This window comes from Ruegeria sp. CDSA089, from assembly GCF_059612205.1.
Genome location: NZ_JBXWQD010000005.1, coordinates 244,614 through 260,889, shown reverse-complemented (window position 1 = coordinate 260,889; position 16,276 = coordinate 244,614). Strand labels below are relative to the sequence as shown.

The 16,276-nt window shown below is 57.6% G+C and carries 13 protein-coding genes; 8 read left to right on the top strand and 5 right to left on the bottom strand.

The window, feature by feature from the left end; all coding sequences use genetic code 11:
• Positions 1–2: 2 nt before the first annotated feature.
• The 3 genes from AC2FJ6_RS13955 to AC2FJ6_RS13945 all read right to left on the bottom strand — a co-directional run bounded on the left by AC2FJ6_RS13955 (position 3) and on the right by AC2FJ6_RS13945 (position 3,130).
• Positions 3–884 carry a carbohydrate ABC transporter permease gene (locus tag AC2FJ6_RS13955; RefSeq protein ID WP_170773385.1) on the bottom strand — a complete coding sequence of 294 codons (882 nt, stop codon included), beginning with the start codon at positions 882–884 and terminating at the stop codon, positions 3–5.
• Positions 884–1,777: a carbohydrate ABC transporter permease gene (locus tag AC2FJ6_RS13950; RefSeq protein ID WP_170773383.1), complete on the bottom strand. Its 894-nt coding sequence runs from the start codon at positions 1,775–1,777 to the stop codon at positions 884–886. The genes AC2FJ6_RS13955 and AC2FJ6_RS13950 overlap by 1 nt, the downstream gene beginning before the upstream one ends.
• 102 nt (positions 1,778–1,879) lie before the next feature.
• Entirely contained in the window at positions 1,880–3,130 is a 1,251-nt protein-coding gene (locus tag AC2FJ6_RS13945) for an ABC transporter substrate-binding protein (protein WP_170773381.1), read from the bottom strand.
• A gap of 353 nt (positions 3,131–3,483) precedes the next feature.
• Here AC2FJ6_RS13945 and AC2FJ6_RS13940 point away from each other — a divergent pair, with 353 nt between their 5' ends.
• The 3 genes from AC2FJ6_RS13940 (at position 3,484) to AC2FJ6_RS13930 (ending at position 8,826) form a co-directional block, all read left to right on the top strand.
• On the top strand, positions 3,484–7,032 hold the full coding sequence (locus tag AC2FJ6_RS13940; RefSeq protein WP_170773379.1) for an adenylate/guanylate cyclase domain-containing protein: 3,549 nt from the start codon (positions 3,484–3,486) through the stop codon (positions 7,030–7,032).
• A 29-nt stretch (positions 7,033–7,061) separates the two neighbouring features.
• Positions 7,062–7,319 (top strand): DUF4242 domain-containing protein, encoded by a 258-nt coding sequence (locus tag AC2FJ6_RS13935; protein WP_170773377.1) that lies wholly within the window; start codon positions 7,062–7,064, stop codon positions 7,317–7,319.
• A 91-nt stretch (positions 7,320–7,410) separates the two neighbouring features.
• Positions 7,411–8,826: an FAD-binding oxidoreductase gene (locus tag AC2FJ6_RS13930; protein WP_170773375.1), complete on the top strand. Its 1,416-nt coding sequence runs from the start codon at positions 7,411–7,413 to the stop codon at positions 8,824–8,826.
• Positions 8,827–8,835: 9 nt separating this feature from the next.
• Here the strand turns inward: AC2FJ6_RS13930 and AC2FJ6_RS13925 are convergent, their stop codons facing one another.
• Complete coding sequence (locus AC2FJ6_RS13925) at positions 8,836–9,567, bottom strand: response regulator transcription factor (protein ID WP_170773373.1); 732 nt, start codon at positions 9,565–9,567, stop codon at positions 8,836–8,838.
• The gene (locus AC2FJ6_RS13920) at positions 9,564–10,754 is read right to left on the bottom strand and encodes a GAF domain-containing sensor histidine kinase (protein ID WP_170773371.1); all 1,191 of its coding nucleotides are present in this window, start codon (positions 10,752–10,754) and stop codon (positions 9,564–9,566) included. The genes AC2FJ6_RS13925 and AC2FJ6_RS13920 overlap by 4 nt, the downstream gene beginning before the upstream one ends.
• Positions 10,755–10,978: 224 nt before the next feature.
• Between AC2FJ6_RS13920 and AC2FJ6_RS13915 the strand changes: the two genes are divergently transcribed.
• Genes AC2FJ6_RS13915 through AC2FJ6_RS13895 form a run of 5 tightly spaced genes read left to right on the top strand, consistent with a single transcriptional unit; the run spans position 10,979 to position 16,267 of the window.
• A complete protein-coding gene (locus AC2FJ6_RS13915) occupies positions 10,979–11,992 on the top strand; it encodes an ABC transporter substrate-binding protein (protein ID WP_170773370.1) in 1,014 nt (337 codons plus the stop codon).
• A gap of 3 nt (positions 11,993–11,995) precedes the next feature.
• Positions 11,996–13,468 (top strand): sugar ABC transporter ATP-binding protein, encoded by a 1,473-nt coding sequence (locus AC2FJ6_RS13910; RefSeq protein WP_496669348.1) that lies wholly within the window; start codon positions 11,996–11,998, stop codon positions 13,466–13,468.
• A complete protein-coding gene (locus tag AC2FJ6_RS13905; protein WP_170773368.1) occupies positions 13,465–14,391 on the top strand; it encodes an ABC transporter permease in 927 nt (308 codons plus the stop codon). The genes AC2FJ6_RS13910 and AC2FJ6_RS13905 overlap by 4 nt, the downstream gene beginning before the upstream one ends.
• A complete protein-coding gene (locus tag AC2FJ6_RS13900; protein ID WP_331252119.1) occupies positions 14,388–15,365 on the top strand; it encodes an ABC transporter permease in 978 nt (325 codons plus the stop codon). Before AC2FJ6_RS13905 ends, AC2FJ6_RS13900 begins: the two co-directional genes overlap by 4 nt.
• Complete coding sequence (locus tag AC2FJ6_RS13895) at positions 15,362–16,267, top strand: SMP-30/gluconolactonase/LRE family protein (RefSeq protein WP_170773367.1); 906 nt, start codon at positions 15,362–15,364, stop codon at positions 16,265–16,267. Before AC2FJ6_RS13900 ends, AC2FJ6_RS13895 begins: the two co-directional genes overlap by 4 nt.
• The last annotated feature ends 9 nt before the right edge of the window (positions 16,268–16,276 follow it).

Genomic DNA, 16,276 nt, shown 5'->3' with positions numbered 1-16,276 from the left:
CGTTATCCTTTCACTGAACCCGCCATCAGGCCGCGGACGAAGTAACGACCGGCCACGATATAAACGAGCAGCGTTGGCAGCGCGGCCAGAATGGCGCCTGCAAAATGTACGTTGTATTCCTTTACCCCCGTAGACGACTGCACAAGATTGTTGAGCGCGACCGTCATTGGCTGGCTGTTGGCATCGGCAAATGACGCTCCAAACAGGAAGTCATTCCAGATATTGGTGAACTGCCAGATGATCGACACCACCGCGATAGGGCCTGAACTGGGCAGCAGGATGCGCCAGAATATCTGGAAGAACCCCGCCCCGTCGATCTGTGCCGCCCGGATCAGTTCGGTAGGGAAAACGGCATAGTAATTTCGGAAGTAAAGCGTGGTGAAGCCAATGCCGTAAACCACATGCACCAGTGCCAGACCCCATGTGGTGCCCGCTAGGCCCATCAGGCCCAGCATCCGCGCCATCGGGATCAGAACGATCTGGAATGGGATGAAACAGGCAAACAGCATCAGCCCGAACAGGATGGTGTCATACTTGAAGCGCCACTTGGTCAGTACGTATCCATTTAGCGCGCCCAAAATGGTCGAGACGATAACGGCGGGCACAACCATCTTGATCGAATTCCAGAAATACGGGCGCAAGCCCGTCGGTTCGACCCCGATCTGGGCCGAGGACCAGGCTTGCAGCCACGGCTCGAGCGTGAAGACCTCTGGCAGGTTCATCATGCCGCCGCCAGTGATTTCCTCCAAGGGTTTGACCGAATTCACCAGCATCACGTAAAGCGGCAAGAGGTAAAACAGGGCAAACAGCAGCAAAACCAGATAGATCAGCGTGCGCGTGACGCGGCCCGTGCGGATTGCGGTATCTTGAGAGGCCTGAGACATCAGCGTTTCTCCCGCAATTCAGCGTAGAGATAAGGGATCATGATCGCGGCTATGGTCATCAGCATGATCGTGGCCGAGGCTGCGCCGATCCCCATCTGATTCCGCGTGAACGTGTAGGAATACATGAAGGTTGCGGGCAGTTCGGTCGCGCGGCCCGGACCGCCGCCGGTCAACGCGATTACAAGGTCAAAGGTCTTGATCGCAAGGTGGCTGAGGATCACGAAAGCCGACAGGAAAGCGGGCCTCAGCTGCGGGATGATGATCCGACGATAGAGGTTCCAGTTCGACGCCCCGTCCATTTGCGCCGCGCGCAGGATTTCATTGTCGATACCCCGCAGACCGGCCAGAAACATCGCCATGACAAAGCCCGAGGTCTGCCAGACCGCCGCCAACACGACGGTGTAAATCGCAAAGTCGCGGTTCTTGATCCAATCGAACTCAAAACTGGTCCAACCCCAAGTATGCATCACGTTTTCCAGCCCGATGCCGGGATCGAGGAACCATTTCCACGCCGTTCCGGTCACAATGAAGCTGAGCGCCATCGGATACAGGTAAATTGGACGCAGCAGGCCTTCACCGCGAATTTTCTGATCGAGGAAGATCGCCAATCCCAAGCCGATACAGGTGCAGATCACGATATAAAGCCCCGCGAAAATCCCCATATTGATGAGCGAGGTTTCCCAATGGCTCAATCGCCAGAGCTTGTCGTAATTCTCCCAGCCGACCCAGCCGAAGCTGGGCAGAATACGACTGTCGGTGAAGGACAGGTAGACCGAGAACAGGATGAACCCGTAGACGAAGACCAGAACCATCGCCAGTGAAGGCGACAGGACCAGTTTGGGAATCCAGTTCTGAAGGCGTGTCTTGAAATCCGCGTCGGCTGAAGCAGCCATGGCGCGCCCTCCTCGTTCCAGAGTTGGTGTTTTGGGGCTTATCCTGCCCCTTTCAAGACAGGGCGGCCAGGCAGCCGCCCCGTCAGTAGGTTCAAGTCGGGATTACTTGGCGATGGAAACCGCGTCGACCAGTTCGGTCACAGCTGTTTCACTGTCATACTCGCCGTTGAAATGCGCCGTCACGACGTCATAGACCGCGTTTTTCACCGAAGCCGGCGCCGCGTGGCCGTGCGCCATAGAACCGAACAAGTTGCCCGACGATGCAGCGGCGGCCAGATCCTTCATGCCTTGCTGACCACAAGCGTCTAGGTCGCTGCCATCCACGTCGGTCCGGGCCGGAACGGAACCCTTCACCTTGTTGAATGCAATCTGAAAGCTTGGCGACAGAATGGCGCTGGCCAACGCGGCCTGCTCGGCTGAAACCGAACCGCCTTGGTCGAACATCATGAACTGGTCGGCGTTGAAGGTGACCTGGTCCTGCGTGCCGGGGAAGCGGAAGCACAGGAAGTCCTGACCCGGAACTTTGCCCGCGTTCAGGAATTCACCCTTGGCCCAGTCACCCATCATCTGGAAACCGGCCTCGCCATTGATCACCATCGCAGTGGCAAGGTTCCAGTCGCGGCCCGAGAAGTTCTCGTCCACATTGGCGGCGATGAAGGACATGCGATCGAACGCTTCTTTCATAGCATCACTGCCCAGCGTTTCTTCGTCCAAATCAATGAACGCCGCCTTGTAACCGTCCGCCCCCAAGGTTGACATCGCGATTGCGTCAAACACGGTTGCGTCTTGCCAGGCCTGACCGCCATGGGCGATCGGGGTGATCCCGGCGGCTTTCAGCGCTTCGACAGCCGCGACGAACTCGTCCCAGTTGGTGGGCTGGGCGATACCGTTTGCATCCAGGACCGCCTTGTTTGCCCACACCCAGTTGGTCGAATGCACATTGACCGGAGCCGAAACCCACTTGCCGTCATGCTTGGCAAAAGCCTTCAATGCGTCTGGCACCACATCGTCCCAACCTTCTTTGGCTGCAACTTCGTTCAGGTCCGCCAATGCGCCCTGATCGGCCCAGTCCAGAATGTCGAAACCCAGAGCCTGAACGGCAGTCGGGGCATTCCCGGCTGTGACACGGGCACGCAGAACGGTCATCGCCTGCTCACCACCGCCACCGGCGACAGGCATGTCGGTCCAGCCGATACCCTGCCCGGACAGGTCGTCTTTCAGAACATTCAGTGCGGCGGCTTCACCACCGGACGTCCACCAGTGCAGAACCTCAACCTCTTCCGCCTGCGCCAGGCTGGTGGTGCACAACAGCCCTGCCACAATCAGAGATTTTGTTTTCAGTAAGTTACGCATTTTCTTTCCTCCCAATATGCGATCTTTTTTGCACGGCCCCTTTTCGGGGTCCCTTTCTTCCGTCTTGCGGCCATCCTCCAACCGCACATTCACCCGAAACGTTTATTGCGTTTTCTCGGCGAAATACTCCCAAACACTTAAGTTCATTCTTACCGAAGTCCCGGCCAAAGTGAATGTCAGCGCTATCATTGATCAAGGAACCGGCTTCGTCCAGTGTTTTGAACGCCAAAGTCAAAAGAAGGGTTTCAAATACCCGAGTCTTTTCGATCGGTTCGTTCGGGCACATGGCAGGGCCGCCAGATCGAAACGTCGCTTGGCTTGATCCGTGGGCCAATAGCCCGCATGATCACGAAATGAGTTTTGAAGTCACGTCATGGCTGAAAGACCTTGGAATGGAGCAGTATGCTGACACGTTCCTGCAAAATGACGTCGATGCACGTGCCCTACCGCTGCTCTCAAATGAAGACCTCAAAGAACTTGGCTTGTCCCTTGGCCACAGGAAGATCGTCCTTGCCGCCATAGCAAAGTTGGATGGCAACCCCGGATTGCCCATCACAAACGCCCCACCAGATGGAAACAAACCCGGTGAAACCGAAACCCGAGCACCTGCTGCCGAGCGACGCCATCTGACCGTGTTTTTTGCCGATCTTGTCGGATCGACCGAATTGACAAACAAGTTCGATCCCGAAGATATGCGCGCCTTGCTGCAAAGTTATCAAGACAGTGTCGCTGGGGCAGTGACGCGTTTTGGCGGCTATGTCGCCAAGTATCTGGGCGATGGATTGCTGGTCTTTTTTGGTTGGCCACAGGCCTATGAAGACCACGCCATCCGCGCGGTGAAGGCGGGATTGGATTCAGTTGCGCACGTGAAAACCCTGAAATCTCCTGACGGCGAGCGTTTGTCCGTTCGGATCGGTATCGCAAGCGGTGACGTGGTCGTAGGCGACGCCGTTGGTGAAAATACCTTCGAAGAGGGCGCAATGACCGGTCCGGTTCTGAACCTGGCGGCGCGGTTGCAGGAAAACGCGCAGCCGAACACGGTGGTAACTACAAGCGAGGATTCTGATGCCAGCCTGCGACGGGTCTTTTCGATTTCCTCACTTGGCCCTGTTTCGCTAAAGGGCTTTGACACCCCGCGTACCTTGCTGCAGGTCACGGCCGAGCGCAGCGCCGACAGCCGTTTTCAGGCGTTGCATCGTGAAAGTGAAAGCTCGGAAATGATCGGGCGGGACTTCGAAAAAGGTATCCTGCACCAAACCTGGCAACGGGCCTCTGCCGGGCATGGTGAGGTCGTCCTGCTGTCTGGCGAAGCCGGGATCGGCAAATCCCGCCTGACGGAAGAGTTTCTGAGCGGCGACGACATCGCTGCGACGGCAGACGTCATACGACTGAATTGCTCGCCCTATCTGACCAGCAGCCCCTTTCACCCGGTGACCGAGCGCATCTCGCAGGATGCAGGTGTCGGACCGGATCTGGATGACGATCGGGTGGTAGAGCTGGTCCGCGCCATGCTTGAGAAACGCGAGGGGATCGAACTGGATCACGTCCTGCCGGTTTTTGCGGCGCTGGTCGCCCCGCACAGTGATGTGGCCGAAAAGATTCTTGACCTGTCACCACAGGAACAGCGGGATTTGACCATCCAGACGTTGATCGACACGGTCAAGGCCCGCTCAACCGTGCGACCGGTTGTTTTGTGTGTTGAGGACGCGCATTGGATCGACCCCTCGACAAACGCCTTGCTGGAAAGGTTCAAGTCCATCTGTTCGGACCTGCCATTGATGATGTTGATCACCCACCGCCCCGGCTGGGATCTTGCGCGGGACGAAGGGGAAGCACACACTCAAACCCTACACCTGCGCCGCTTTGATCCAGACCATGTGGCGAACTTGATCCGCAATGTCTCGGGTAAAACCCCTGACACCGATCTGGTTCAGCTGATCATAGAAAAGACGGACGGCGTCCCACTATTCGTCGAAGAACTGACCCGCGCCTATCTAACCACAGGTGGGCAGGGTGCAGTGGCTGTTCCTTCGTCACTAAAAGGCGCGTTGATGGCGCGGTTGGATGCGGTTTCATCAGACGCGAAACAGGTGGCACTGACAGGCTCGGTGATCGGGCGCGAGTTTGAACCTGGCCTGCTGCGTGCAGCACTGACGGATGCCACGGTCGACACCGCAAAGGGCCTGGACGAACTGTGCAAAACCGGACTTGTTTTCGAAAGCGGCAACTCCAGAGGTCACTTCGTTTTCCGTCACGCACTGATCCGCGACACTGCCTATCAATCCATGCTCAGCACAACTCGGCGGGCGCAGCATGCCCATGTTGCCAAGGCGTTGGCAGCGTTGCGGTCCGCCGAGATTGAACGTCGACCTGAACTTGTCGCCCGACACCTGACCGAGGCCGAAGACTGGAGTGCGGCGTTCAAAAAATGGCAGGCGGCAACCGAAATGGCGCTGGCTCGTTCCGCCAGTCACGAGGCAATGACTAACGCGCACGAGGCGCTGAATGCAGCACGGAACCTTGAGGGCGACAATCAGTCCGAAACAATCCGGGCAACTGTTCTTGTCGGGCGCAGCTTTGATAGTTTGGGACAGCTACCCGAAGGCATTGCGGAACTCAAAAGCGCCTCGGACGCGGCAAATGCCCTTGGGGATGTCGAATTGGCCGCCGATGTAGCCCTGCATTTTTCGGATTCCTGCATGATGGCTGGGCAACGACATGGCGAAGTGATTTCCCTGTGCGAGGCCGCTTTGAAAAACCTGCCCGCGCAAGACGAAAGACGCCAGTGCCAGCTAAAAAGTCAGCTTGCCCGCGCCTGTCTGTTCCTTGGTCAAGCCTCAGAGGGTGCCCGATACGCCCAGGAATCGATGGAGCTTGCCGCCAAGCTGGGAGACAACAAATCCCAGTTCTCGGTCATGATGATGCAATACGGCGCGCCATTTATCGCAAGACCCGCCGACGAAAGGCACAAATGGCGGGAACATCTGGACAAGATGCACGAAGTAGCGCAGCATCTTGGCTCGATTGATCAGGGTCGGGACCGCACACTCAGCCTGTTTGTTGGGGCTGAAATGGCTGACCGGGCTCTGCTGGACCGGTCATTGAAACTGCTGACCGAGGTCTCCCAGAAAGACAATCACTTGCAGCTCTATTGGGTTCAGACCCATGCCCGGGCAATGATAGCGATCATGGAGGGCGACTTTGGCAAGGCCGAAAAGCTAGCTACCGAGGCGGTGAAAATCGGCCGCAAAACCCACGGGAAACATATCGAGGGCGTGTTTGGCGTTCAGATGTTCACCCTGCGCCGAGAACAAAGCCGTTTGCACGAAGTGGCTCCGGTCATTAAAAAACTGATGGATGAAAACGCTGACGACATGACCTGGAAGCCCGGTTTTGGCGTCATCGCAGCTGAACTGGGGTTTCATGACCCCGCTGAACGCATCCTGAACGAGGTCGCCGAGAGCGGATTTTATCTGCCGTCAGACGCCATGTATTCGACCACATTGTCCTATCTGTCCGATATTTGCGTCGCAGTCGGTCATACCACGCACGCGCAAACGCTGTTCGAGATGTTGGCCCCTTACGAAGACCTCACCATTACCGCTGGGGCAACGACGGTATGTACTGGCGCGGGTGCGCGGCGGTTGGGAAATCTGGCTGCATTGCTTGAAGATTGGCCAACTGCAGAACGGATGTTTACCAAGGCAATCCAGATTGACACGGACATGGATTGCCCGCCCTGGGTGGCACACAGCAAAGCCGCCTATGCGGCGGCTTTGCGCAGGCTTGGCGGCAAGGACAACCTTGAACAGGCCATCCATCTCGAGGCCGAGGCGTTGGCAACAGCTCAGAAATTGAGTATGGTTTCCCTTAGGGAAAGGCTTGAAGGAACTGCAAGCTGAACCCTGTTTTCATTTCCTGGGGGGGAAATATGCCAAGGTATATTATTGAACGCCAATTCGCCGAACAGGTAAACCTGACCGAAGGCGACAAAGCACATATTAAAGAAATAAATGACGAAGAAGGGATCGAATGGATCTTTTCTTTCCTCAGCGCGGACAAGCGCAAGACTTATTGCCTTTACGAGGCCCCTGACGAAGAAAGCCTGAGACAGGCCGCCAAACGGCTGAATATTCCGGCAGATGTGATTACTCCGGTAGATCGCATCGACCCCGGCGTTTTTGCCTGAGTTCTCGCAAACTATAAAAGGCGCGTACCCGCCGGACAACAGGCGGGGCACAGGGGCAAGAAACCTTCCTTGAACCAGGAAGGAATTTAAGATGTTTGACGTCAAGACATTGGACGGCAGCGCCGCTCGGATCGAGCGCGCTGCCTTGGACACTTTGGACGCAACGCTGCGCGGCGGCGTCCATTTGCCCGGCAGTCCCGAGTATGATCAGGCCCGCACAACCTGGAATAGCATCGTGGAGCGGCACCCAAGTTTCGTGATCCGCGCGCTTGGGTCCAGTGACGTGCAAAAAGCGGTGAATTTCGTGCGCGAGGCCGGGTTGACCATGTCCATTCGGTCGGGTGGTCACCAGATCGCGGGCCACGCTGTCGCCGACGATGCGGTTATGTTGGACCTGTCGCAGATGCGTTCGGTACATGTGGACCCGGTCAACCGAACTGCGCGCGTAGAACCCGGCGCCGTATTGGGCGATGTCGACCGCGAGACACAAGCCCATGCGCTGGCGGTGCCATTGGGCATCAACTCGACCACCGGAACGGCTGGTTTGACACTGGGTGGCGGCTTTGGCTGGATCACCCGGAAATTCGGGATGACCATCGACAACCTGATCTCTGCCCAGGTTGTAACCGCCGACGGCGAAATCGTCACCGCATCTGCCAAAAGTCACCCTGACCTGTTCTGGGCCCTGCGGGGCGGAGGTGGCAACTTTGGCGTCGTCACATCGTTCGAATTCCAACTGCATCCGCTGGGCCCCGATGTCTTGTCAGGTTTGGTCGTTCACCCGATCGAAGCGGCCCCCGACCTACTGCCGGAATACGTGAAAATCGCGGATTCCGCGCCGGATGAACTGACGGTCTGGACCGTGATGCGCAAGGCCCCGCCTCTGCCCTTCTTGCCCGAAGAATGGCATGGGCGCGAGGTCTTAATCTTTGCCGCGTGTTATGCCGGACCAATGGCCGACGGCGAAAAAGCTATGGCCGGCTTGCGCGGTCTTGGTGATCCGATTGCAGATGTCATCTCGCCCCATGCATTCGTGGACTGGCAAGCGGCCTTTGATGGGCTTTTGACGCCCGGCGCGCGCAATTACTGGAAAAGCCACGATTTCAGCACGCTGACATCCCACGCGACATCCGACCTGCTTGCCGCAATCGCCACGCTACCTGATCCGGCTTGCGAGGTGTTCATCGCACATGTAGGCGGTGCCATGGCGCGGGTACCCGCGGATGCAACGGCCTATCCCGAGCGCAGCGCTCATTTCATCATGAACGTTCACACCCGATGGGAAGATCCCTCAAAAGACGATACCTGCATCAGTTGGGCGCGGGCGTTGTACGATCAGATGGCACCTCACGCCACAGGCAGCGCCTATGTGAACTTCATGCCCGAAGATGAGGCCAATCACATGGCTGGTGCCTATGGTTCCAATGGCGCAAAACTGGGTCAGATCAAAGGACAATACGACCCGCAGAACCTGTTTCGGATCAACCACAATATCGTGCCAACCTGAGCGCAGATTTCAGAGCGACAAGGCAGAGCGCGCCAGCCACGCGCTTAGGTCCTTTTCAGCAGCGACGATGGCTTCGTTGTTCAAAATCTGCGAGGTTATCGCCTTGGACACGGCGCGCACGCGTTTGTTGATCGCAATATCTCCGGCTTCGATCAGCAGGTCGTTGACGTCCAGCTTTTCGTAGATCGACAGCAAACGGTTCTGGATAGTGCGCAATGCCAGTTTCCGGCGGGCGGCAATGGCCTTGTCAGGAAGACCCAGTGCAAGATCGGTCAGGATCGCTAGTTCGACCTCGGTCAGCGCCTCGCCCGACCGGCTTTGATCCCGCTGGATTTGGTGAATCTCACGGTCGACCATGATCTGGGCTTCCAGCAGGACCGCCCTCAGTGCCAAATGCATACGCGATGGGCTGGCGGTTTTCAGAACATAGCCATACGCGGCCTCTTTCGGGACGATCCGGGCGATGCCGCGCAGATACGCCTCGTCCGAATAGTTCGACCAGAACAAGATGCGTGTTTCCGGTCGCTCGGACCATATGGTGCGGGCTGCCTCAATCCCGTTGCGCTCTTTCATGCGCAGGTCCATGACGATGGCTTCGACACCATCTTCGCGGGCCTTGACCTCGCCCTCGCGTCCGTTGGCCGCCAGACTGATTTCGGACGCTTCAGGCAAAGCCTCTAGAACCAACTCTTTGAGGTAGTTGGCGTGCATTGCGTCATCTTCGACCAGAAGAACCTTCATGCCACTTCCTCTCTGCCGCGGCATTCCGACACCGGGAGCCTGACGCTGATTTCAGTTCCTTCGGCGTAGCGGATATCAAACTGTGCCGCGATAAGCCGGGCACGGGTACGCATATGGGTCAAACCGCCAGAAACTTTACCTGTTTCAATGGCTGCCGAACTGGCCCCATCGTCACGTATCGATAGATGCAGCCCGTCACGGCACTCGATCTCGACCAGAATGGAAGACGCCCGCGCGTGCCGCACGGCATTGTTGATCGCTTCTTGCGTGATGCGGTACAGCGCAATTCGTTTGGTCTGTGGCAAATCGTCAATCAACCCTTCAGACAGGTCGCGCACATCAATGTCGATCTCCTGATCCGTTCCGACAGCCCGTTCAAGATGCGTGCGCACAGCGTGCTGGAACCCGAACAGCTCCAGCAGGGACGGGATCGAAGTGTCGATAATCTCGCGCAGCCCCTGGATGCAGGTTTGCATCGACCCGCGCACAGCTTCGATATCTTTCTGAGTTTTGCAGCGCTCAAGCTCTCGGCTGATCCGGGTCATATCGGCCAGCGTCTGGTCGTGCAGATCCATGCCGATCCTCTGCCGCTCAAGCTCAAGCGCGTCGGTCAGGCTTAGTGCGCCCAGACGTAACCCTTCTTCGCGCGCCTGCAATTCCGCGCGCATGATCGCTTCGCGCCGCGATTGTTCATTGGCCCGTAACGCATAGAAATAGGGGGCAAGAATATCGGCAATGTTGCGAACCTGTTCGACAGCCTGATCGTCATAGAAATCCAGCTTCTGCGACGAGCAGTTCAAGGCACCGATCGTGCGACCCAGCACTTTCATCGCCACGTTAACGCGACTGCGCATCTGATGTTTGATGATCGGCTCGCAATCGGCCCCTTCGAACACATATCGCGGGTCTTCCAGCGCGTTGCCGGTCAACATGCTGTCGCATTCCCCCCGCAGGATATCGCGCACCGGAGAAACCTCGACAGGCGCGCGCGTGCGGCTCCAACTGGTGCGCAGACCGACCTCGTAGCTGGTGTTCCAGTTTCCTTTGTCGTCAACCAGGCACACGTCAAGGTGATCAACCTGCAAAATGCGGTCGATCTCGGACTTGACCGAGCGCAAGGCGGACTTGATGTCGAGGTTGCCTGCCAGGTGATTGGAAATCCGCAGGTAATAGGCAAGATCGGCCATGGACGCACTTTCGAAAAACCGGTCCGCGGCGACCGGCACAACACAGTATAGAAGTCCGACCCCACCCTGTCATGCGGATCACCGCAATAGTTTTGCGGGAACCCGCAATCTTTGCGCGCATCCTACTCTTACACTTTTGCCCATTGCGCGGAATCCTCTCGCTGCCTGCCGGATTGAGCGGGCCCGATGAACGTGCGGCGGAGGGGCCGCCCAGGGAGGAAACTATGACACTCAAGGCAATCATGCTCGGCGCTGTCGCCGGCATTACCGTATTGGCGGCCACCGGTGCCACCGCAGACACATCCGACAAACGCATCGCGCTGTCCAACAACTATGCCGGAAACTCATGGCGTCAGGCCATGCTGGAAAGCTGGCAAAAAAATGGGGATGCAGCGGTGGCCGAAGGCTTGGTTGCCGCAGCGGACGCCTTCACCACCTCTGAAAATCAGGCGACCGAACAGGCTGCCCAGATTCAGAACATGATCCTGCAGGGCTATGACGCCATCGTCATCAACGCGGCCTCGCCCACGGCAATCAACGGCGCGGTCAAAGCCGCTTGCGACGCGGGCATCACCGTTGTCTCATTTGACGGGATCGTGCAGGAGCCCTGCGCATGGCGCATCGCCGTCGACTTCCAACAGATGGGCCGCGAACAAGTGAAATACTTGGCACAGCGCTATCCCGATGGCGGCAACCTTCTGGAAATCCGTGGGCTGGCCGGTGTCTTCGTCGATGATGAAATCAGCGCGGGCATTCATGACGAGGTCAAGAACTCCAACTTTGAGATCGTAGGTTCGGTTCATGGCGACTGGGCGCAGGACGTTGCGCAAAAGGCCGTTGCGGGCATTCTGCCCAGCTTGCCGGAAATCGTCGGTGTCGTGACCCAGGGTGGTGACGGCTATGGCGCCGCACAGGCTATTGGAGCCACCGACCGCTCGATGCCAACCATCGTCATGGGCAACCGTCAGGACGAATTGCAGTGGTGGGCCGACGAAAAAGCCGCCAACGGGTATGAAACCACGTCGCTGTCGATTGCTCCGGGCGTCAGCACGCTTGCTTTCTGGGTCGCGCAGCAGATTCTGGACGGAAACGACGTGCCCAAGGACCTGACCGTGCCTTTCCTGACCATCACCCAGGACGAATTGGAAGAGTCGCTGAAAACCACGCCCAAAGGGTCGGTTGCCAACGTTGAATATACGTTGGAACAGGCCAAAAACGTGATTTCGTCGGCTCAGTAGTCAATGAGCGATTTAAACACGATACCCGGCGCAGTTTCTGCGCCGGTTGTCTCTCTGGACGCGGCCCATATGTCTTTTGGGCCCGTTCACGCGTTGCGCGCAGCGACGCTGGAAATTGCCGCGGGCGAGTGTATCGGATTGGTCGGCCACAATGGCGCGGGCAAGTCGACACTGGCCAATGTAATCAACGGGCGGCTGTCCCCCACTCAGGGCGCTGTGACCTACCGCGCCGGGGATGCCACGTTGACCAATGGACAAAAAGCGCAGGCATCCGGCGTGCGCAGCGTGTTTCAGGAGCTGTCGCTCTGCCCAAACCTGACCGTGCTGGAAAACCTACGCATTCCATTTCGCACCATGCCACGCAAGAATTGGCGACGCGTGGCGCGGCAGAAAATGCAGGACGCGCTGGATCTGGTTTTTCCCGGCCACGGCATCAAACCAAGTGCCACTGTCGGCAATTTGACCATTGCCGAGCGTCAGATGGTCGAAATCGCCATCGCCTTCGCAGACCGCGACAGCGAACCCAGCCTTGTTATTTTGGATGAGCCGACCTCGTCACTTGATGCGGCCATCGCGCAGCAGTTGCTGGATCATATCAAACGCTTTTGTACCGAAGGTGGCGCGGTGCTGTTCATCTCGCACATGATGGGCGAGATTTTCGATGTGTCGACCCGGATCGTGATCATGAAGGATGGTCAGATCGTGGATGACCAACCTGCCCGAAATTTCACCCGCGAAAGCATTGTGGACGCTATGGGCCACGTGGCACCGGATGACACCGATACCGGTGCAACCCGCTCCGCCAAAACGCTGGGCGCCGAGGTTGTACGCGCAGAGAATGACCTGAACGCCCGACAAGGTGAGATCGTTGGCTTGGCCGGTCTGGCCGGTCATGGGCAGGCCGAAGCGCTGGCGCAAATCTTTTTCGACCATTCTTCGGTCTGGAAATCCTCGGGTGATCCCGAGGTGGTCTTCGTCGCGGGTGACCGTACGCGAGATGGGGTTATGCCGCTTTGGTCGATCCTCAGAAACCTGTCTTTGACCACCCTGTCCGAATTCAGCAACCGCATTTTGGTGGATCGCGGAAAGGAATCCGATCTGGTTCAGAACTGGAAACAGAGGATTGGAATTCGCACCGACAACGTATCGAACCCCATCCTTTCTCTCTCTGGGGGGAACCAGCAAAAAGTTTTGTTCGCACGGGCCTTGGCCTCGTCCGCGCCGATTGTGGTGATGGACGACCCCATGCGCGGTGTCGATGTGGGCACCAAGAAGGAAGTCTATCAAATGATCCGCGACGAAGCCGCCAAGGGACGCAGTTTCTTGTGGTACTCCACCGAGACGGACGAGATTCTAGAATGCGACCGAGTGTTTGTCTTCCGCACCGGACACATTGCAGCGGAACTCAGCGGGGATGAGATCACCGAAGAGAACATTCTTGCCGCCTCATTCGAAATGCAGGAGGCCGCAGAATGACCGGGGATCGTCTGCGTCTTGCCCTGCCCGTTTTGTCGCTGGCCGTGCTTTTGGGGGCTGTCTTCTACCTGCAACCGCGCGCGATGAGTTATTTCGGTCTGAACCTGCTGTTCAATCTGGCGATTCCGGTCGCCTTAGCGACCATCGCCCAGATGATGATCATCATGGTCAACGATATCGACCTGTCGATTGGTACATTTGTCAGCTTCTGCGCCTGCGTGACTGCTACGTTCGTTCACGACACACCACTGATCGGCTATGCCATCCTGGCGACGGCTATTCTGGCTTATGCTTGTTTGGGCGCGCTGATCCAATTCCGAGGGTTGCCTGCCATTGTCGTAACTTTGGGTATGTCTTTTGTCTGGGGCGGGCTGGCCGTTTTGATCCTGCCTTCGCCCGGTGGCGCATCGCCGGAATGGCTCAAGACGTTGATGAGTTACAAGACACCTCTGGTCCCCATTGCTGTGGTCGCACCTTTAGTTATCGCATTGGTGGTACACCTGCTGATCAAACGATCCTGGGTCGGCGTGATCCTGCAAGGGGTCGGCGGCAATGACCGCGCGATGGAGCGCGCCGGGTGGTCTCTGGTCAAACTGCGCGCGTCCGCATACGGGCTGGCCGGTTTGTTCGGCGTTCTGGCCGGAATGTGCCTTGTCGGTCTGACAACGGCAGCGGATGCCAACATTGCGCTGAGATATACTCTGCTGTCCATTGCCGGTGTCATTTTGGGCGGCGGCGAGTTTGTCGGTGGACGCATCTCTCCGTTTGGGGCGGTGATCGGCGCGCTTACCCTGACCCTTGCAGCCAGTTTCCTGTCCTTCTTGCGCCTGTCGCCTGACTGGCAGATCGGAGCGCAAGGGGCGATCCTGATCCTTGTTCTGGCGGTGCGGCTGCTCTTCGTTCGGAAGGAGGCTGCGGCGTGACCGATAATACCTCATCCACCGAAGGGCCCGTGAATCCTGTACGGATCTTGTTCTCAAAACCCTGGATCTGGGCCTTTGTGGCCGCCACCCTGACTTTTGCGGCAACCAGTCTGATCGCCGGTTCCGGTGCTGGGTCGCTGTTCTATGCCGCCCTGACATTTGCTGCTTTTTCCGCCATCGTTGGGATCGGGCAGATGCTGGTGATCACCTTGGGTCCCGGCAATGTCGACCTTTCGATCCCCGCATCAATGACATTGTCGGCGACGCTGGCCCTGAAGTTCATGGACTCGGAAACCGCGCTGATCATACCCGGTCTATTGGTTGCAATCGGCGTCGGCATTGGCTGCGGCCTGGTAAATTTCGCCTTGATCCTGTTGCTGCGTATTCCACCGATCATCGCGACCCTGTCTGCCTCTTTCCTCTATCAATCACTGGCCATCTGGTCGAACCGAGGGCTGCGTATCAAACCGCCTGAGCCGCTGGCCGATTTCGCAACCGGTGGCGCGATTGGAATTCCCAACGTCGCCGTGATCGGTATCCTTCTGGCGATTTGCGCTTGGGTACTTTTGGAACGGTCGATCGCGGGACGGTGGATATCGGCCATCGGCCAGAACCTGCGCGCTGCCCGACTCAGCGGAGTTCCTGTCAACGCGGTCCGCTTTGGCGTCTATGTCAATTCGGCTGTCTGTGCTGCGCTGGCGGGGTTTCTTCTGGCCAGCTTTTCGGGGGGTGCAAACCTGAATATGGGGACTGAATACATGTTGATGTCCATTGCGGTCGTCGTGATCGGCGGGTCGTCTATTGGTGGCGGAAATTCCAACGTGCCCGGTATTTGGGGCGCCGCTTTGTTTATGTTTCTCATCGTCTCAATGCTGAACTCCTACGGTTTGGGGGCTGGCGTCCGGCTTATTTTGACCGGGCTTGTCATCGTCGGAGTCGTCGCATTGGCCAGCCGTAAAGGATATGACGTATGATTTTTTCGCAGACCTACGACATCATCCGGCCGGAGTTCCGCGATCTGATCCATAGCAATATGGGCCTTGCGCGCCTCTCATCGGGGCACCGCTGGACAGAAGGGCCGGTCTGGTTTCCCGCACATAACCTGTTGCTGTTTTCAGATATACCCCATGCCCGCATCTACCAATGGACCGAAGGTGGTGGGGCAAGTGTGTATCGTCAGCACTCCGAATATTCTAATGGCAACACCCGCGATCCAAACGGTCGCCTTGTTACTTGCCACCATGGAAGCCGCTCGGTTGTGCGCACGGAACATGACGGCACACGGCAGGTGATTGCCGAAAGTTACATGGGCAAGCGCCTGAATTCTCCTAACGACGTGGTGGTTCGCTCGGACGGGTCCATCTGGTTCACGGACCCGACCTATGGCATTCTGTCCGATCTGGAAGGGCATCAGGCCACCCCGGAACAAGAGGGTAGTTTTGTCTATCGCGCCAGCCCGGATGGGCAGGCACTTTCGGCGGTTGTCACCGATTTCGTTCAGCCCAACGGACTTGCCTTTTCGGTGGACGAAAACCGGCTCTATATTGCGGAGTCAGGCAGCAGCCACGACCCTGAAGTTCCTTCAGTGCTACGAGCGTTCGACGTAGACACGGATGGTAATCTGAGCGGCGGTCAAGAGTTTGCAACCATCGACAACGGATTGCCGGATGGGTTGCGGGTGGATCGCCACGACAATATCTGGTGCTCGGCCGCAGACGGGGTGCATGTCTTTTCGAAGGCAGGAGATTTGCTGGGTAAGATCCTAGTGCCCGAAACGGTTGCGAACCTAACATTCGGGGGCACGCGCGGGAACATGCTGTTCATCACGGCCTCGACCTCTGTCTATTCGATCTTCGTCAATTCCGCCGCGGCCTGACGGGCTCAA